Genomic DNA, 19585 nt, shown 5'->3' on the forward strand with positions numbered 1-19585 from the left:
GACAAAATTTGTAGATATTTGTATAAAGCTACTTCCTGATTTTAACAATCCACGATAAAATCACAGTGACAATTTTTATAGCTACTTTTCAGTTGTTAACATTCATTTCACATAAAATCCATGAGGCTTAGGCAACAAGTAAAATTTCCGCATAATTGTCCGTAATCGGCAAACAATAACCAGTGAATTCCACAGCGAAAGGAGCAAGAGACATGACTCAACTGAACCAGCAAGAATTGCAAAGCTTGCGTCACTTGATTGGCGCCCATGAGACCGCTAACCAAAAGATGCTAACTTATGCCCAGCAATCCAATGACCCTGAGGTCAAGGCTTATTTTCAAAAGTCGGCTCAAGACGCTATGAACACCAAACAACAGCTTATGTCATTTCTAAACTAGGGAGGAACCCATCGACATGATGCAGGACAAAGATATGGTCAATGACGCACTCGACATGGTCAAGAGCAGCCTTACCACGTACAGCAGCGTAATTACTGAGTGTAGTAATACGCAATTGAGATCCACCATTCAGCAAATTCGCGACAATTGCGAGAAGTCTCAATTTGAGTTGTATAACCTCGCTCATTCCAAAGGCTATTATATGCCAGCCGAGATGGCGGATAGCCAGGAAATCCAAATGGTCAGATCGCAATTGAGCGGCCAACCTCACTGAGACACGTAGCAACGTAACAGGCACAATAAATGACGATTACAAAAAGGCGACCTCGCTTATACGTGGTCGTCTTTTTCCATATGAATCCTAAAATTTCGCCTATTTCCGCAAATTAATGGGAGGATTTCCCTGTAATATGCATTAAGTTCGCATTTATAGACGGTGTGCTATAGTGGGTTATTCTTTCTTCAATTTTGACCTTTCTGGAATCTCCCCCCGTTCTTAAGTTATAATTGTCTTAGCTACTTATTTTGACATCCTAAGCATGAAGGACGGAAGAACAAATATGATTAACCCAACAGGTTCCAATGCCTTGGAACAAATGAAAGCACTACAGAAATCGTTGACCCGGTTCATTATGATGTACAAGTTCGCCTTGCAGGAAATAGAGACCAAGATTGAAATTTTGCAGGAAGAATTTCAGTTGTTGCATGACTATAACCCTATTGAGCATACGAAATCGCGGATCAAATCCCCAGAGAGCATTATGCGGAAAATTTATCGCAAAGGCGGCGCCACCTCCCTGGAGGATATCAAGAACCACGTCCATGATATTGCCGGGCTGCGCATTACCTGTTCGTTCGTGTCCGATATTTATCGTATTAGCCGAATGCTGCAAGCGCAAAAGGATTTAAAAATTATCTCCATTAAGGATTACATTAAAAATCCCAAGCCCAACGGCTATAAGAGCCTGCATATGCTGGTGGAGGTTCCCGTGTTCATGTCTGACCGGGAAGAGATGGTCTGCGTAGAAATTCAGATTCGCACCATTGCTATGGATTTCTGGGCCAGCCTGGAGCATAAAATCTTCTATAAGTATAAAGAATCGGTTCCTGAACGGTTGCTTGAAGATTTGAAGACGGCTGCCGACACCGCCTATGAACTGGATATGAAGATGGAACAGCTTCAACGTGAAATGGAAGAGATCAAGCTGGCGAACCAGCCTGACAACGGCAGCGAGTTTCAGTTACTGATCGACAATCAGAAGCTGAATATTCCGCAAAATCTGCTGCGCCTGTTATCGGGGGAAGAGTAGAGCCTGAATCTCGGCAAATGAAAATAAAACAAGCAGAGCGCTCATCGCTCTGCTTGTTTTTGTGTTAAATAATATTTTATTTAGTGGTGAAGATCATTCGGTCTAGGTTCCCTACGTAATTCAAGCTACTAGTGGTAGATCCCTTTAGCACAATACAAATCGTCTGTTCGCCGGTCAGCAACTGCTTGAGCGAGGCTTCAGCTATTTTATAATTCCCCCAGCTTCCCCCTGTGTTTGGCATGGCAACTTCTCCAATCAGCGCTCCATCCTTATCATTGAGACGAACCTCTGCTACTACATCGGCAGGAGCCCGATTCGTAGGGGCATCATATTCGATTCCGATATGATTGACGCCCTCGGTTCCAAAATCAACCTTCTCATAGACAAGCCATGCTCCGTTGAAGGTGTTGTTCACTACAGTACCTCCGTTATTGGGTTCGGTTTTTAAGCCTCCCTTACCGAAGGTACTTTCTTCCATGGACCAACTGCTGCGATCTTCAAACTCTACAATGGTTTTAGGCGCCGGTGTCTTGAAAGAGAAGCTCGCACTCTCAAAATTACCGATGTATCTATAGGTGCCGCTGGTTGACCCCTTCAGCACCATATACACATCTTGAACTCCAACCAAGGTCTGTGTCAGCTCCGCATTCACCGTTGCGTAATTCTTCCAATCGCTGCCAGTAGGCGGAGTAGCTACAGTACCCACAAGGGTTCCATTTATTCCACCCAGTCGAATCTCAACACGGGAGTCGGCTGCCGTATTGCCTGTATTGCCCACATACCGGACGGAGAAGAGATTCACCCCTTCTGTTCCGAAATCCATCCCCTTATAGGCCATCCAGGCACCATCAAACGTATTACCAACCTGCTTGCTGGAGTATCCACCTGCATCATTTTCCGTCTTCAAAGGTCCATTATTGTGCGGGTTGACATCGGTAGACCATTCGTCGTAAATCTCCAGCTCTAACTGGGCATAGTCATCTCTGATCTTCTGGTAGCCCCAGGTAAAACGGTCAAAATTCCCGATGAATGGATGCGTGCTCGTTGTACTCCCCTTCATCACAATGAACAACTCTTGAGTACCGGTGATCACCTTGGTCAAGGTGGCAGTAACCGTCGAGTATTGCGACCAGCTACTGGTATGCGGGAGATTTACCGTTCCCACGATTTCGCCATCTACGCTGCCTACACGGAATTCAAGCATGGCATCCGCCGGAACCCGGTTGGACGGAGCCGCATATTCCACCTTGATTCGGTTGGCTCCCTCATTCCCGAAATCAATGTTGCGGTAGGACAGCCAAGCACCGTTGAAGGTATTCTTAACTACATCCCCAGTATTCGCCGGTTCTGTACCAAGCCCATCATTATTGAACGTATTTTTGTCCGAACTAGCCGAGCTATAATTTTCAAACTGAATGATTTTTGGATCTTCTACAGGAGCGGGTGGTTCCACCGCTTCCTCTGGAAGTTCCACTTCCGGAACTGGCACCGGAATCGGCTCCGGCAATCCTTCCTCGCCCGGTTCTTCAGGTCCTGGGTTCGGATTAGGGTTTGGATTGTCCTCCGGTTGTGAAACGATCGGCTCGGCCAACCATACCGAATCATAAATATTGCCATTATAAGCATCAACCAGGTATACATTGACCTGATATCTGCTGGAACTCACGTTGAATGCTTGCGTTAAATCAAAGACTCCCGTCTCTACCGGAACGGCACTGGACACAATCATCTCACCGTTGCGCATCAATTGAATGACCGCTACGGCTTCGTCCACGTAAGCGCCTTTCAGGCTGCCCGCAACATCCACGGTCATATTGCCCTTCCGGTTCACATCCGCTTTCAAATCGAATACATCCCACACGATGTCCGAAGTATACTTCTGATCGGACACCAGCCGTTCGCCAGGACCACGACCTGCATTCACGTCACCTCTGACCCGAACCTGCACCTGTCCAGCGTCATAAGCTCCTGGACCCACGATTTGCGGATTAGCGGAAGCTGCTGTCCAATTCTTGCCGCCATCGGTCGTAAACTCGTAATCCGTAGCAGCCTCAAATCCAGGTACTACCGTCCAGCCCAAGGTGTTTGCCTTGTCATCCACTACGGGATGTGTAGGTGCCGGAGAGCTTACCAGTTGCTTCAACGTTTCCAGCCCTAAATCAAAGGCAATGTCCGAACTACTGCCACCGGATTGGTGAATCTCAACGGCAATGACGTTAGTCCCCTTCACCAGCAGCGAAGGGTCAATGCGGAAAGCTACACGATCGCGCTCATTATTCACTGTCACATTAGCATAGGTTGAATAATCAATCGTTCCGCTAGGCATATTGGTACGGAACACTTCTTGCCCGTTCAGATACACCACGCCACCGTCATCACGAACGAGCGCTCCATTCAGTTCCAGCACGTCCTTGACATTCTGGGTGTCAGAGATCTCAAAGCTCTGGCGGAAATACGTCGTTGGATATTTGTTACCTCCATCCGGGCCGTACTCTACCTTTGTTTTGGCATAGCCGGTATTATCGTATCCAAGCGGAGCTTGCCCGGAAGCCCAGGTGCTGTCGTCGTAACTTACGGCATTCCAATTCGTCGCTGGCAGTTGGCCTTTGTCGTAATATTTCCATTCCGATCCAAGAGCCAACAGCTCTTGCCGAGCCAGCGTATCATCGACGGCATTGCCATAGTCGGTCATCGGCGGAGCGGACTTGCTCATGGCCCCCCAAGCCATATTGGGTTCGGAAGCCATCTCGAAATTCAAGGTTCCGCCAGCCATAATATCCTCATAGCTAATCCATGCCTGGTCAAATTCCTTGCCGTTCAATTGAGCCGATTGAATAAACCGATTCTGGCTAGACACTCCGTTCGCCCGAATCGTGAACGTTTTGCCGTTCCCTACATCTAGCTTCACTTCCGAGAAGATTGGCGAGCCAATCAGGAAGGCTGCATCACCGGGATTAGCGGGAAAAAGTCCCATGGCGCTGTAGACAAACCATGAGCCCATCGCACCTGCATCATCATCCATGGACTGCAAATATCCTTCCGGGTCCGCCCGGTATACCCGAGACTTCAGCGGATAGTTGTAAGCACCGTGGTTATGATACTTCTGAGTTACCACCTCTGTGGTGAACTGGCGCGCATAATATTGGGTCAAATACGGATAACCCAGGTAGTTGAACAAGTAAGGTGCGTCCAGATCCGTTTCATTAATGGCCATGTACTCGTCACGTTCAAAGAAATCCAGAAGCTGCTTGGCCATCTCTGTCTTGCCGCCCATCAGATCAGCAAGGCCCTGCATATCCTGCATCGCAGACCAGCGATATTGCCACAGATTGCCTTGGTAAGCATATTTGCCTACGGAGGTAACCTCTTTGCCCTCAACCGTTATGCCATTAGGGGTGAAGAAGCCTAATTTCTGGCCGTTCTCATCCACTTGCTCCGGATTCCACAAATCCTGATAGGACTGAGCTATCCGTTTGTACTTCTCGTAGCTGGTCTTATCGCCAACCATCTCGGCCAGCTTCATAGGGAAATAGCCACTTCTCGCTTTCTCCAATTGACCGGATACCTTGTCCTGATCGCCGAAGTTGTCAGCGTCTACACCCATTCCTTTAAGTGCGGTATAAACATCAAAATCCGTAAAACCCTTAGCGTATGCATCCAACACAACCGCCCCGTTAAACTCATTCCGCACGGTAGGGCTAGGCCAGTAGCCGCTGCCCCATTGCGAGTATTCGCCACGGGTCTTATACACATCAACCAGTGACTTGACCATATTCTCGTATTCCTGGGGGTTCAGCACAGAGAACAGAGCATATTTACGGAAGTCATCCCAGGTTGCCCAGCCATTGTAATAATCAAAATCGTCCCCAAGCTCGGAAGCTTGACGGACCTTATTCTCGTCCCGGGCTGCCCGGAACGTCCCTTGTGAACTGGTTACGTTCTTGGGATGAAGATAGGTATGATATAACTGCGTATAGAAGATTCGCTTGTTCTCTTCATCCGCATCCGTGACTTCAACCTTATTCAAAATGTCACTCCAGGCCGCACGAATCTTCGCATGTTGCCCGGCAAAATCCCAGTCAGCAATGTCATGGTTCCGCTCATATTTGGCCTGCTCGACACTAATCGGAGACAGACCTACCTTGGCTTGCACCACTTTGCCGGAAGACGCCGGGTTAAAGTTCACCCACACACCGGTATTGCTGCCTGAGCGTGATTCCACTTCTCCTTGCTCTCCATCCTTCCATGAAGTATAGGACTGGAAATCCTGATCAAACTCTATGGAATAATACATTGTATAATAACCATGTCCACAGACATTCTTGGACTTGACCATACCGGAGATCTCCCGGTTATTCTCTACATTCAGGCTGGCATCCAGCATCCCCGAATAGGAATTAGACAAATCAACGAGCACAGACCTGGAAGCTGCACCATCCGGGAAGGTATACCGATGAAAACCAACATTGTCCGAAGCCGTCAGCTCCACTCCAACGCCCGACGCCAGATTGACCGCATAGTACCCAGCAGAAGCCTGCTCGCTTTTCTTGTCGTAAGGCTGCTTGTATTTTGCGCTGTCATTCGTAAAATCACCGGTCTGCGGCATCATCAGGATGTTGCCACCTGCCCCACTGCATCCAACGCCGCTAAAGCGCAGATGCGAGAAGCCCTTCAGGTTCTTGTCCTGATAATAGTAGCCACTAAAGGCTCCCCCATCGCCATCCGGACCCAAGGATACCAGGCCAAATGGGGTTGACGGACCGGGATTCGTTTGCCCATTGTCCCCAAGCGTGTTAATGAACGGGTCTACGTAATCGACCGGGTCTAAATTCACTGGCGGATATGCCGGGGTTTGGCCGGCCTCTACGCCATACAACTCCAACTCATATAAGCGCACGATATCGGAGTCATATGCCCCTTTGCTGATGTATAACCGTACATATTGAGCCGTGAACGGCTCTGGCAAGTAACGGTCTACAATCGTTTGAGCGTTATTTTGCACCACATCCACATCGGTCCACGTTACGCCGTCGGTGCTTTTTTGCAAACGGAAATTCTTGGTGTTCCAAAATGGGCTGTTGCCCTCATTGATTCCAGCATTAACGACCACCCATTCGTTGATCGTATAAGGCTGGCCCAGATCGAGCTTCATCCATTTGATTGCTGCATCGGTATTGTCGCACCATTTCGTATCGTTCTTGCCATCGATGGCAAATCTGGCGCTCTCGTTATTATTACATTGTCCCGAAGCCGTTACCTTAGCATTCAACGCCACGTTCTGCGTAGCTGTCCCTCCCCCGGCAGCGGCGGCCGCGACCCGTAGGTCGGCAGCCGACACGATACCACTGGTAAACAACGATTCGGTCAATCCATACAACAGCATGATCGTCATGAGTACCGAGATTATCTTCTTCCCCATTATATTTCGTTCCCCTCGCTTTCATTGTTGTCCCTACGCCATACGCTGCTTACAAGAGTCGTTCTACCATCACGGCTACCTCTGCACGGGTTACCGCATTTTTCGGGTTGAACTTACGACCATCGCCTTGAATCCAGCCTTGGGTAAAGGCACGATCCACCGCCTGAGTCGCCCATGTTGAAATCTGGCTTGCATCAGTGAAGGTCGTGGCCTTCCCAGCCTGCGCATTAGCTGCAGCTTCCATCACTTCTGCTGCGCGAACCAAAGCCACTACAGCTTCCTCTCGGGTAATGGAGTCATTAGGACGGAAAGCTCCGTTATAGCCCGTCACAATGCCCAGTTCTGCCGCTTGGGCCACGGACTGAGCATAATAACGATCAGTTGTAACATCCTTGAACGGACTTATCTTGCTTGCTTCCGAGATCGCCTCTTTGCCCTCAGCTCCCTGCTGGACAGTGACTGCGCGCACGATTAGCGTCACGAACTCCGCACGGGTGATGCTGCGATTAGGGACATAATGCTGATCATCAACACCGGTAACAATGTGCTTAGCGGACAGGCCTTTCACCGCTTGCTCTGCCCAATGTCCGCGCAAGTCAGCAAAGGATTTGTCATATTCCAAAATCGTATAATACGAGAAATGTCCGGCGGTAAAGGTATAAATACCGTTCTCAAGCTTACCCGGCACATATTTCGCACTTTGACCGTCTACATAATAAATTCCTGCCAGTCTTGCAGAGATTCGTTGCTCCTGCTCTGGCGTTAATTGAATGGAGACTTTGGCAGGACGGTCAAGCTGATGGATTTCTTGCACTTGATCTCCAGTGATCACTTGTACGATGACGGACAACACCACGCCTGTAGCTTTATAATCCGTAACCGATTTGAGCGACTGATTGACCGTCGCTTGAGCTTCCGTCGACCAAGCCGCATTCAGAACAATGCGAATGCGCGAGGACGCATCCCCGGACACAGCGAAGGCACCAGCCGGGAAGCTGACTGTCCGGCTGCCTGTTGTAATGACGAGGCCAATATTCTGCTTATTTAACTCGCTAACAGAAGTCGCAGGAAGCTCCAAGGCTGTGCCCGCCTCTGCTGCTTCACCAGGCAGAGCAATCGTCACTGCGCCGCCTTGTGCTTGTTCCGCTGCTTTGGCGAGGGTATCACGGCCAATGAGATACCGCCCATCTGCCGCAAGTTCAGGGCGTGCCGTTGAACCGCTGGCTTCACCCGCTTGAGGTGGAATGCCCGTGCCATCGGGGTTTGCTTCAGGAGGATTCGGGTTTGTTCCCGAATCTCCTCCGGAGCCTGAATCTGGCGAGGAGCCATTGCCAGGTGTGCTTCCACTCACAATAGAGAAGCTAGCCGTTTGATTCTCTTCACCGTAGCCCGCTACCACCATATAGCTTCCTAGCGGAGCCAGGTCCTGATTGGCGGGAATGCCCACCTTGGCAGAGTACGTGCCATCTACTGCTGGAAGTACATCGACGTATAGAACCGTCTGCACAGGGCTGACAATCTTCACGATCACATTGCCCCCGGATTGTTCCGGAACTGTTCCAGATAACGTAAGTGTTCCGCCCCGGCGTACTTCCTTAGCACTAAGCGTCAGCGTAAACGCATCGGCGGCAAACACAGAAATCGGCGAAAGTGCGAACAACAACACCAACAAGGCTGCGATATATTTTTTCACGGAGTTATGTCCTCTCTTTCCATCCATTACTCAAGCACCAAAGGCGTAGCCAATTTGTCAGGCACGTTCAAATCCCCGTCAAATCGGTCAAATACAAATACCTTCACTTTATAGTCTTCTCCACGGACATTGAAGTATTGAGAGACTTCGAGTTGATTAGGCTTAATCGGGATTGCGTTGATCAGTTCAGGCGTATTCCCCTTCATCAACTGGAACACTACGATGGCATCTCCGCTGTACTCCAGGAATTTATCCACCGTTACACTAGCCTTGAGCTGATCCCCCGCAGTCAGCTTGCCCTCCAGACGATAAACGTCATTGGTGAACGGCTGATCAGAGAGGAGTGCCGCACTGGCCCACAGACCCGACTGTGCCCCCGCTTTAACACGTACTCCTATACGTCCCGCCGGATACTCGCCTTCACCAATCATCAGTGGATTAGCTGACGCTGCCTGCCAGGTCGCCCCACCATCTATGGTGTATTCATAATCGGTAAGCTGATTGAAGCCAGGGGCATTTCCCCAACCAAAGGTATTCAAGGCATCATCGACTACCGGATTGATTGGAGACGCTGCTGCATTGCCTTCGGTCTTCACCAGCATCGGCTCGGAGTTGTCCCGCTGATCGACGGCCGTGACAGCAAATTCGTAGACCTCATCCGCATTGATGTTGTCGAAAATGTACTGGTATACACTCTTATTGGCTTCCGCCGGAATGTACAAGCTCCAGTTCATACCGAGCTTGCCATTAACCTCATGGATACGGTAACCTCTGATCGCATCCTCCGCATCTTTCAGCTTCGGCTGCATCCATGTCAGCGCCCATTTTCCATTCCCTGTTTTTCCGGCGTTCAGGTTCCTTACCGGGTTTGGCTTCTCGTCCGTACGAACAATCGTATAACTATCGAAAGGTCGTTCTTCTCCACCACGGTAAGAATCAATGGTAAAGCTGTCCTTGGTCATCTTGATCCCCGAATACACCGGTAATTTACGTTGCTCAAAGTAAGCTGCATACGATTTGTCAATCCCTTGATTAACATCGTAATATTTGGTCCCGGATGCATTGTTGACGATATACATCGTCCCGCCAGGATTCACCGGATTTCCGTTCTCATCCAGATTCAAATCCGTAATTGGCTTATCGCCATACATTTGATGTGATCTCATGTACGTATGGTCATGCCCTTGCAGCACGACGTCGATGCCTAGCTCATCGAATACGGGATAAAGCATATCTCTCAACTCGTAAATTTCTGCTTCATCGGAGTGCCCGCCTACGGAATAAATCGCTTTATGGAAAGCAACGACCTTCCACTTCTTATCTGTCTCGGCGACTTCTCGTCTTAACCATTCAATCTGCTGCTTGAACGAGTCCCGCTGCCGCTGATCCCAGCCCATATCCATCGTGTTAAGCACCATGAAATGAGCTTCCCCGTAATCAAAGGAATACACACTGCCCGGAGGAAGCGGGTCATCAATGGAATCATTAGGATAATAGAAATGATGATAGTAGTTATCGTTATAAGGACCTTCATGGTTCCCGACAGCAGCCATAATCGGCAGGTGCATCAATGTATCCTGCGGCTTGCCGAAATAGTCCAGCCATTGGCTCTCCAGCGAACCGGCATCCACCTGGTCACCGGTCATAATCATGAATTTGGCATTAGGGTAATCGCCTTTGGCTTGCTTCAACGTATCGGCCCAAACCTCATAATCATGACTATTCCCACCCTGGGAGTCGGTCAGATAGAGAAATTCATACTCCAATTCTTCTTCTCTCTCCATCGTAAATGTACCGATATCGCTCCAGTTCCCCTCACTGCCGACGCGATACTGATAGGAAGCTCCTGGAGTTAATCCCTCCAATAGCACCTTATGACTGATAAACATCCCTCTTGTGGAACGAGTAACTTCCAGATCTAATACCTTCGTATCCTTAGGGTCCCCCACATAGCGCGTGACGTCAGGGCTATCAAATTGACCACCTGCGGGTACAACCTCCACAATGCTATCCTTGGCATTGTCCGGAGCATGCTCCGGATTATCGTATTTGGTATACCAAGCAAAAGAACGTTTGGTCATCGGGTCCTTGTAGAAGGACATAGCGATGGCGATAGGCGCGTAGTTAGCTGCCTTATTAATAGGGCTAAACGTAAACTTGGCTATGCTTGCCCCTGAGATATATTTCAATCCACCTTGACCATCATAGGTTACGTTAACAATCTCACTTTCCTTAACGGTTTGGGCTAATCTGAATTTCAGTTCAGTAGAATTGGCTCCTAATTCCACGCTTTGAACGGCGATTTTCCGTTCTCCTGCCTGGATGCTGAAATGAGAATTCAGTCCTGTTGGCAAGCTGTCCAGTTCTGAGATGAGGCCTAGTGTTAAATCGAGGCCATTGATGCTGACTTCCCCGCTGGTAGGGCCATTATAGCCTTCTGGCAAATAGAAAGCAGAAGCTGGAACGATCTCCTTGGACAGATTGTCCGAAGACCAGCGAAGGTACAGGTTAGAGCCTCCAAAATCTTCAAAGTAATCTACTTGGAAGCTATACTTCTTGCCTGCTTCAAGCCTAACCGGAGCGCTAGTTTGTTCCTTATCCCAGTCATTGACCCAATGGTCGATAACGGTCTTATCATCAATCCAGAGCTTAAACCCGTTATCGCCCATCATATAGAACTTATAATCGGCAGTCTCCGGTACCATCAATTGTGCGGTCCAGCGAATATTCGCGTTGTCTTGCACACCCGTTCTAGCCTGCAAAATCGGGTCCAGATTGCTAAAGTTAATTTGCTGATCTACTACCGTTGATTTAAGAGCACCAAATGCAAAATTATTATCTTTGATCCCCAGGTAGTATTGTCCTACCAATCCTTGATCGGCCGTAATGACCGGTGGCTCGCTAGTGTCGCCACGAAGCTCCATCTCGAAGAATACGTCGGAGCTTGATCCCCGGTCCTGATGGACTTCAACAGCAATCACGTTCGTACCGTTGACCAGCAATGACGGATTAATAGAGAAGGGAACTTCATCCCGCTCATCACCAATAGCATTCGTAGCCGTTGTGTTATAAGCGATCTCCCCTGCTGGCATATTCTCTGTACGGAATACTTCCGTTCCGTTCAAATAGACCACCGCGCCATCATCGCGGATAATACTTCCATTTAATTGCTTAATCGCGGCGGCATCCGCCAATTCGAAGCTCTTGCGGAAATAGGTCGTGATGTATTTATTGTTGCTGTCGGAGCCATAGCTGATGACCGTATTCGGCTGCGGCTTGCTGCTATTGGCATACCCTAGAGATGCCTCAGCCTTCTTCCAGGCGCTATCATCGAAGCTGCTGGCTCGCCAAGCCGTTCCTTGATTAGATCCATCGTCGAGATAGGACCATTTACTATTCTTGGCAATCAACGTGGACACATCAGCAACGGCTGCATTTGGATTCACAACCGTAACCAGGGCAGAGGCCTTGTATCCTCCATCAACAGCGGTGACCGTGACTCCTGTCGTTCCTTCTTGAAGAGCCGTAACTAGCCCGTCCGCATCTACAGAGGCGATCGCAGGATTATCGGAACTCCAGACATAGGTTGCATTCGTAGCCGTTGAGGGTGTAATCTCCGCTACTAACCGTTCCGATTGTCCCATTTCCAGTTGCAGGCTTGGCTTATTCAGCGTAATACCCGTCACCGGAACGTCTGTAGATTCATCCTTGGCGTTGGTACCGTAAGCTGCAAATTCATAAATATTTGCAACATATTTCCCGTTCCCGTCCTGCTCTCCAGGCTCGGTGATATTTAATTTGAAATAACGTGCCGTTACCGGTGCATTCAATTCATGCGTGGATACGCCACCAAGTACACCATAGGTGCTGTCAGTCACGGTAACGACCGGCGTCCAGTGCACATCATCGGTGCTCGTCTCGATGGAGAAAGCCCGGGTGTCGGCCTCCTTCGCCTCTCCTCCCGCACTTGCATGCGCCAGTACGAATTTATGTACTGTAGCCTCATTTCCAACATCGACTTTTAACCAATAGGGACTTTGGCTGTCAGGTAACTGCTCGCCACCCTCATAGCTCCATTTGCTGTCCAGGGCGCCGTCAATAGCATGACCTGGGCCATAGCCCGGCAACTCCCCGATCGACGTAGCTGTTACGCCCGTACCGGCAAATACATTCATCTCTCCGTTCCCCGCCTGAACTGGCGGAGCAGGGACATACCCCGCAGACAACAACGAGGTTACCAGCACGACTATGGCAAGTACGCGACTTACCAATGTGATCCTTCTTTTCACTCCCTATTCCCTCCTCAAGTAAACTGTGATGACCTATGAATGATAAGCTTCCTCCCCGTTTCATTCAATTCATGCTTCGTAAAAGGGAGGTTAACTTTCTGTAAAACACTTGCCCGGTTTCACCGGCATTATCAGCTTCATACTCGGTACTCACCCGCTTGAACATTCCTCCACTCCTTTTTTATGTCATTCACAACCATTTTTTGGTTTAAATTTTTATTAAAAATGAAACTATTTATTTACTTATAGACCAATCATTTAAGCGCTTGCAAAATATAAAATATTAACATTACTTGTGATATAAGTCCGTGTTCTTCACACTGTTAACTCCATGTAAAGAAAGCTTGTTTACCTCCTAATTTATGGGTATGCCTATTCAAAAAAAAGAATGACAATGCAGAGCTCGCTCTGACATCATCATTCCTGATTCATCTGTATTTGGCTGATTTAACGCTTATTACCCTTATAGCCGCTTGCCCGCTCCTTGCCTGGGTCCCTTCTTGGCGTTCGAGAAGTCGAAGGATACCCTGGTTTTCTGTTGGAAGGCTTGTTGCGTGGCTGTTCTGCCACTTTGGGCGCCGGGGCCGTCTGCTCCATCGGGTACGGGTGATCCTTCACAATCTGAATCCGCTTGCCAATCAGCTTCTCAATCGACTTGAAGTATTCCTGCTCCTCATAATCACAGAGTGAAATAGCTACTCCGCTGTGACCCGCACGACCCGTTCTACCGATTCGGTGAACATAGGTCTCAGGGATATTAGGCAATTCGTAGTTAATAACATGGGTCAGTTCATCAATATCGATCCCGCGGGCGGCAATATCGGTGGCTACAAGGATTCGCAAAGTTCTATTCTTGAAATTGGCCAACGCTTGCTGACGGGCATTCTGCGATTTATCGCCGTGAATGGCCTGAGCGCTGATATTAGCTCTATTCAAATAGCGTACCAACCGGTCCGCACCATGCTTGGTTCGGGTAAATACGATGGACGACGAAATAGAAGCATCCTTTAATATATGAAGCAACAGGTCCCGCTTGTTGGTCTTATCTACAAAATATAAATACTGCTGAATTGTCTCCACTGTGGAAGATACCGGGGTAATAGCTACCTTAACCGGGTTGATCAACAGCGAATTGGCGAGCTTGGCAATGGCCTCGGGCATCGTCGCAGAGAAGAACAGCGTTTGCTTCTTGGGCGGCGTCTTGGCGATGATCTTCTTGACATCATGAATGAATCCCATATCAAGCATCCGGTCAGCCTCGTCCAATACAAGTATCTTCAAATCCTTCAAATCGACCAGCTTCTGCTGAATAAGATCGTTCAGACGGCCCGGTGTAGCGACCAAAATATCTACACCCTTATGAAGTGCAACTTCCTGTGGTCGTTGGGATACCCCGCCAAAAATAACTGCGGAGCGTAACTCCAGGAATTTGCCATAGCTATTGAAATTTTCGAAAATTTGTAAGGCCAATTCCCGGGTGGGTGTGACAACAAGGGCTCGAATTTTACGACGGGAAGGTCCCGGAACTCGCGCTTCATTTAATAGTTGTAAGGTAGGGATGGCAAAAGCGGCCGTTTTCCCTGTACCGGTCTGCGCGCAGCCCAGCAGGTCCCGACCGCTTAGAATAGGCGGGATGGCTTGCTCCTGAATCGGAGTCGGGCTGGTATACTGCTCACGCTCCAGCGCCTTAAGGATGGGTGGAATCAAATTTAACTCTTTAAATAGCATATGTGCTCCTTGCTTTGATTTATTAATGCATCATTTCACTATACCACGGGCCGGGTTGACGGGCAAACACCTATTGTTTTTTTGATCAGAGCGATAAAAATAGTTGATATGGGCCCCATATCCTAAATATTATAACGAAATGAAAGTAAAGGACCGATCCCTTTGAGAAAATGAAAAACTACGTCATTATAGGCTGGAATACACGGGTTTTACCTGCTGACGGTTATGGTATAATCACCATGATTTGCGAAATGGAAACCCTTTTTTGCAGCTCGAACGCGAGAACAAACAGAAACCAGGTGATGAAATGTTCGAACTCAAATGGCTATGGCAGAATTTAGAGGGGAACCGGGCACGTTACATCGTGGCCATGGTCCTTTCGGTCGTGGGCAGCTCGCTCATGATTATTAATCCGTACATTGGCCAACGCATTGTCGACACATTTATAGCAAGCGACGATGCAGTACAGAATTTAACGCAGGAGCGTGGACTGCTTATTATGCTCTGCCTGGGCATGATCGGCTTCTCTCTGCTGCGTACAGGACTGGCTTATCTCACAACCATGCAATACGAGCGTGCCTCACAGAACATGCTATACGATGTTCGTGTGTACCTGTACAACAAGATTCAAGGACAGGATATGGAATATTACGACCATAACCGTACCGGGGACCTTATGACCAAGATGACGGGTGACCTGGATATGGTAAGACACTCCATGTCCTGGATTATTAAGACGATCATCGAGTCGTTAACCATTTTTGTAGCTGCTGTTATCTACTTTTTCACCATTGATGCGGTGCTGACGCTGTGGCTACTGGTCTTGTCTCCACCCATCTTTGTAGTGGCTAACATCTTCGCCAAACGTGTACGCCCGATGTATATTGATTTGCGGGAACGATTGTCGCAGCTCAACACGACCACACAAGAGAATATTTCAGGAAATCGCGTGGTCAAGGCCTTCGCTCGCGAAGAGTTTGAAATCGAGAAATTCACGGACAAGAACGTCAATTACTCCCAGGCAAATAAGAAGGCGGCTCTGGTATGGCTGGACTACTTTCCTTACTTGGAAACAGCAGCCCAAGCTTTTAACGTCATTCTGATGCTGGCCGGTGGCTACTTCGTCATGAACGGCCGAATTACCTTCGGGGAATTCTCCGCCTTCTCGGCACTCATCTGGGCCGTGTCCAACCCGGTGCGTAACATCGGTATTATCATCAATGATATTCAGCGGTTCTTCGCCAGCTTAAGCAAGATCGTTGAAATCTATTATGCCAAGCCTAACATTGCCAACGAGCACAATGCAACAAAGATGCGCCGCTACGAAGGCCGCATTGAGTTCGACAACGTCAGCTTTAAATATGATGGTAAAGAGGTGCTTCACGACATCAGCTTTACCATTGAGCCCGGCGAAACCATCGCGATCATGGGCTCAACAGGCTCCGGTAAAACATCGCTTGTTAACTTGATTTCCCGGTTCTATGATGTCGCCTCAGGTCAGGTGCTTGTGGACGGGGTCGATGTTCGCAAGCTGGAGCTTGACGAACTTCGCAGCAACATCGGGGTAGCTACCCAGGACGTGCTCCTGTTCTCGGATACAATAGATGGCAATATCGCCTTCGGTGATCCCGAGCTACCCGAGGAGCAAACCATCGAATATGCACAGCTTGCTGCAGCTCACAGCTTTATTACCAAGATGCCAGAAGGCTATAACACTATCGTCGGTGAACGTGGTGTGGGCTTATCCGGCGGACAGAAGCAACGGATTGCGCTTGCCCGGGCCTTGGCTGTACAGCGCCCGATTCTAATTCTGGACGACACCACATCTGCTGTCGATCTGGAGACGGAAGAGCATATTCAGAAGAGCTTGCGCGAGCTTCACTTCGACTGCACAAAGATCATTATCGCGCAGCGAGTATCCACCACTGCCGAAGCCGATCGCATTCTTATTCTTGATAACGGCCGGTTGATTGAGGAAGGCACTCATGCCGAATTGCTGGCCAAACGAGGTTATTATTATGATGTATTTATGCTTCAAAACGAAGGCATCGGAAGGCAGGTGAGCGCTCATGGCTAGAAATAGATTTGACGTCGACGAGAACCTGGAGTCCCCCTTCGACATTCGACATTTCCGGCGGGCGATGGTCTACATCCGCAAGCAGAAGAAGCCCATGATTATTGCCTTCGTCCTGAGTGCACTCTCGGCCGCCATTGCCTTGTCAGCACCGCTGATCTTGCAGCATGTGGTGGATGTAACCATACCGGAGAAGGACTTTACTGCTCTCATCGGCTGGTCACTGCTGACCTTGCTGACGATTGTGGTCAGCGTGATATTCGCCACAATCCGCTCTCGGATCATGACACGAGTGGGCCAGGATATCATTTTTGAAATACGTACCGATTTGTTCAAGCATTTGCAGGAGCTTCCCTTCAAATATTACGATGACCGGCCACAGGGCAAAATCCTGATTCGTGTCGTCAACTATGTCAACTCAGTATCGGATGTTCTATCCAACGGTATCATCAACTTTATTCTGGAGATTATTAACCTGATCTTCATCGCCGCATTTATGTTTGCCGTGGATGTAAGACTATCTTTGATTACGCTAGCTGGCTTGCCAGTCTTCCTCGGCATCATGCTGATGATCAAGACCCGGCAGCGTCGAGCCTGGCAAGCCGTCTCCAACAAGAGCTCCAACCTGAATGCCTATTTGCAGGAAAGCATCAGCGGGATTGGCGTCACGCAAATCTTCACACGGGAGCAGCATAATGCCGGCATCTTCAAACGGCTTGCCGCCAACTTCCGGACAGAGTGGATGCGGGCGTTGCGCTACAATGCCCTGATCCCCTTCTCTGTCGATAATCTGGCAACCATTGTAACGGCATTGATCTACATGATTGGCTTGTTGGCACTTAGTCCAGGTGAGGTTACCTTCGGGGTCATTCTGGCGATGAGCAGCTATGCAGCCCGCTTCTGGCAGCCGATTCTGAACCTGTCGAACTTGTACAACAGCTTCATCAATGCCGTGGCTTATCTGGAACGGATCTTCGAAACGCTGGATGAGCCGGTCACGGTCAGCGACGTACCCAATGCCAAGCCATTGCCTGCGGTTCAAGGTAACGTCAAGTTCAATAATGTAACGTTCGCTTATGATCCAGGTATGAACATTCTGGAGAATCTGAGCTTTGATGTGAAGGCCGGGGAGAGCATCGCTCTCGTCGGGCCGACAGGAGCAGGTAAAACTACGGTGGTTAACCTGATCTCACGGTTCTACAACCTGACGGGCGGGCAGATCCTGATCGATGACCATGATATTTCTCAGGTCACGCTGAATTCGCTGCGTAGTCAGATGGGTATCATGCTGCAAGACAGCTTCATCTTCTCCGGCACCATTATGGACAACATCCGGTATGGACGTCTGGATGCGACCGAAGAAGAAGTGATTGCTGCCGCCAAAACAGTCTGTGCTGACGAGTTCATCCGTGAATTTGAGCAAGGTTATCTCACCGAGGTGAACGAGCGCGGCTCTAAGCTGTCGCAAGGGCAACGCCAGTTGATCTCGTTCGCTCGCACCTTGCTGGCCGATCCACGCATCCTCATCCTGGACGAAGCAACGTCCTCCATTGATGCCAAGACGGAACGCTTGCTCCAGCAAGGCCTGAACGAGTTGCTCAAGGGCAGAACCTCGTTCATCATTGCTCACCGCTTGTCTACGGTCAAGAACTGCGACCGCATTATGTACGTCTCCGAGAAAGGGATTGCGGAATCCGGCTCCCATGACGAGCTGATCGCGAAGCGCGGCTTGTACCATCGCTTGTACACCGCACAGAAGATGGAAGTGGTGTAAGGGAAGTCAAGTAGAACGGTAGAAGCAAAGAAACCATCAATTCACTAGAAATAGTGAAATTGATGGTTTTCTTTTTTGTACGTGCAGGGATGGGATGGTTTAGACTCGATTATATGGAAATCCTCCTGCTAATTGGCCTCAATTCCAGGAAAATGGTCAATTAGCTGGAATTCCTCCCTATAAAAACGACGAATTCGGCATTATAGCCACTAATCGATTAAATTATATGGAGGATTTCCATATAACTCCCCAAATATGGGATAATCAATTAGATTTATAGGGAGAAATTCCCTATAAACTTTGAGCAGTCGCCCCAAAATCAACCATTAACACTTCATATCTGTCTGTAACTCCAACCACGCGCCCCTAGAGTAACAAACCCGCCTTATCACTCCACTCCAGCACACTTTACACTTTACACTTTAAATTTGTCTATAATTCCAACCACATGCCCTCGCTTAGCGAACCAACCTCACCACCCAACTCTTGCGCTCGTGGCACTTCAAACTAGTTTTCTCCCCTTCCACTTCCTTCTATATAATTGTCCCTCCCCATAATTACCTCTCTCCTGCCGAGACCTTTATTAATTTTGGGTAGATTCGTTGAACGCCCAAAGAAAAATGCATAACCTGGTCGATATTTATAGAAGAGCCATTACAACAAGAAGAATGGGGGTGTAATTATGGAAAAAGCGATTGTACATAAGCTCGTGGATGAGGTTATGGAAGAGCTGCACCTGATCAACCGCGACGCGCTGGAAAGCGAAGGCATCTCTAAGGCCAGCGTGGAACTGGCCGTCCGTTTGTCTGCCATTACAACGGTGAGAATTTTGGAGAAGCTTGAGTTGATCGAAAAAGGCTGATCATCGTCCTCGAGACGCGGGATCGTGGCCGGAGTGCA

At 48.9% G+C, this 19585-nt stretch carries 10 protein-coding genes; 6 read left to right on the forward strand and 4 right to left on the reverse strand.

Annotated features, from left to right (window positions below; all coding sequences use genetic code 11):
* The first annotated feature begins 212 nt into the window (after window positions 1-212).
* The 3 genes from AC1VOR_RS16010 to AC1VOR_RS16020 all read left to right on the forward strand — a co-directional run bounded on the left by AC1VOR_RS16010 (window position 213) and on the right by AC1VOR_RS16020 (window position 1708).
* Complete coding sequence (locus tag AC1VOR_RS16010; protein ID WP_059050980.1) at window positions 213-398, forward strand: hypothetical protein; 186 nt, start codon at window positions 213-215, stop codon at window positions 396-398.
* Between the two features lie 16 nt (window positions 399-414).
* Window positions 415-672 carry a spore coat protein gene (locus AC1VOR_RS16015; protein WP_482619159.1) on the forward strand — a complete coding sequence of 86 codons (258 nt, stop codon included), beginning with the start codon at window positions 415-417 and terminating at the stop codon, window positions 670-672.
* Between the two features lie 286 nt (window positions 673-958).
* A complete protein-coding gene (locus tag AC1VOR_RS16020; protein WP_059050972.1) occupies window positions 959-1708 on the forward strand; it encodes a GTP pyrophosphokinase in 750 nt (249 codons plus the stop codon).
* Between the two features lie 76 nt (window positions 1709-1784).
* Here AC1VOR_RS16020 and AC1VOR_RS16025 read toward each other — a convergent pair whose 3' ends face one another.
* The 4 genes from AC1VOR_RS16025 to AC1VOR_RS16040 all read right to left on the reverse strand — a co-directional run bounded on the left by AC1VOR_RS16025 (window position 1785) and on the right by AC1VOR_RS16040 (window position 14837).
* The gene (locus AC1VOR_RS16025; protein ID WP_482619161.1) at window positions 1785-7127 is read right to left on the reverse strand and encodes a GH92 family glycosyl hydrolase; all 5343 of its coding nucleotides are present in this window, start codon (window positions 7125-7127) and stop codon (window positions 1785-1787) included.
* 49 nt (window positions 7128-7176) lie between these two features.
* Window positions 7177-8820, reverse strand: coding sequence for an S-layer homology domain-containing protein (locus AC1VOR_RS16030; protein WP_482619163.1), 1644 nt, complete (start codon window positions 8818-8820; stop codon window positions 7177-7179).
* A gap of 26 nt (window positions 8821-8846) precedes the next feature.
* The gene (locus tag AC1VOR_RS16035) at window positions 8847-13109 is read right to left on the reverse strand and encodes a PA14 domain-containing protein (protein ID WP_482619165.1); all 4263 of its coding nucleotides are present in this window, start codon (window positions 13107-13109) and stop codon (window positions 8847-8849) included.
* A 447-nt stretch (window positions 13110-13556) separates the two neighbouring features.
* Entirely contained in the window at window positions 13557-14837 is a 1281-nt protein-coding gene (locus AC1VOR_RS16040) for a DEAD/DEAH box helicase (RefSeq protein ID WP_482619167.1), read from the reverse strand.
* A 265-nt stretch (window positions 14838-15102) separates the two neighbouring features.
* Between AC1VOR_RS16040 and AC1VOR_RS16045 the strand changes: the two genes are divergently transcribed.
* The 3 genes from AC1VOR_RS16045 to AC1VOR_RS16055 all read left to right on the forward strand — a co-directional run bounded on the left by AC1VOR_RS16045 (window position 15103) and on the right by AC1VOR_RS16055 (window position 19547).
* The gene (locus AC1VOR_RS16045; RefSeq protein WP_482619169.1) at window positions 15103-16914 is read left to right on the forward strand and encodes an ABC transporter ATP-binding protein; all 1812 of its coding nucleotides are present in this window, start codon (window positions 15103-15105) and stop codon (window positions 16912-16914) included.
* Complete coding sequence (locus tag AC1VOR_RS16050) at window positions 16907-18685, forward strand: ABC transporter ATP-binding protein (RefSeq protein WP_482619171.1); 1779 nt, start codon at window positions 16907-16909, stop codon at window positions 18683-18685. Before AC1VOR_RS16045 ends, AC1VOR_RS16050 begins: the two co-directional genes overlap by 8 nt.
* A 682-nt stretch (window positions 18686-19367) precedes the next feature.
* Window positions 19368-19547 carry a hypothetical protein gene (locus tag AC1VOR_RS16055; RefSeq protein WP_059050961.1) on the forward strand — a complete coding sequence of 60 codons (180 nt, stop codon included), beginning with the start codon at window positions 19368-19370 and terminating at the stop codon, window positions 19545-19547.
* Window positions 19548-19585: the final 38 nt, after the last annotated feature.

This window comes from Paenibacillus sp. 1SOY10 (genome assembly GCF_056836745.1).

Coding starts and splice junctions, on each gene's coding strand:
- AC1VOR_RS16010 (WP_059050980.1), top strand. CDS start 213: ATGACTCAACTGAACCAGCAAGAATTGCAAAGCTTGCGTCACTTGATT.
- AC1VOR_RS16015 (WP_482619159.1), top strand. CDS start 415: ATGATGCAGGACAAAGATATGGTCAATGACGCACTCGACATGGTCAAG.
- AC1VOR_RS16020 (WP_059050972.1), top strand. CDS start 959: ATGATTAACCCAACAGGTTCCAATGCCTTGGAACAAATGAAAGCACTA.
- AC1VOR_RS16025 (WP_482619161.1), bottom strand. CDS start 7,127: ATGGGGAAGAAGATAATCTCGGTACTCATGACGATCATGCTGTTGTAT.
- AC1VOR_RS16040 (WP_482619167.1), bottom strand. CDS start 14,837: ATGCTATTTAAAGAGTTAAATTTGATTCCACCCATCCTTAAGGCGCTG.
- AC1VOR_RS16050 (WP_482619171.1), top strand. CDS start 16,907: ATGGCTAGAAATAGATTTGACGTCGACGAGAACCTGGAGTCCCCCTTC.
- AC1VOR_RS16055 (WP_059050961.1), top strand. CDS start 19,368: ATGGAAAAAGCGATTGTACATAAGCTCGTGGATGAGGTTATGGAAGAG.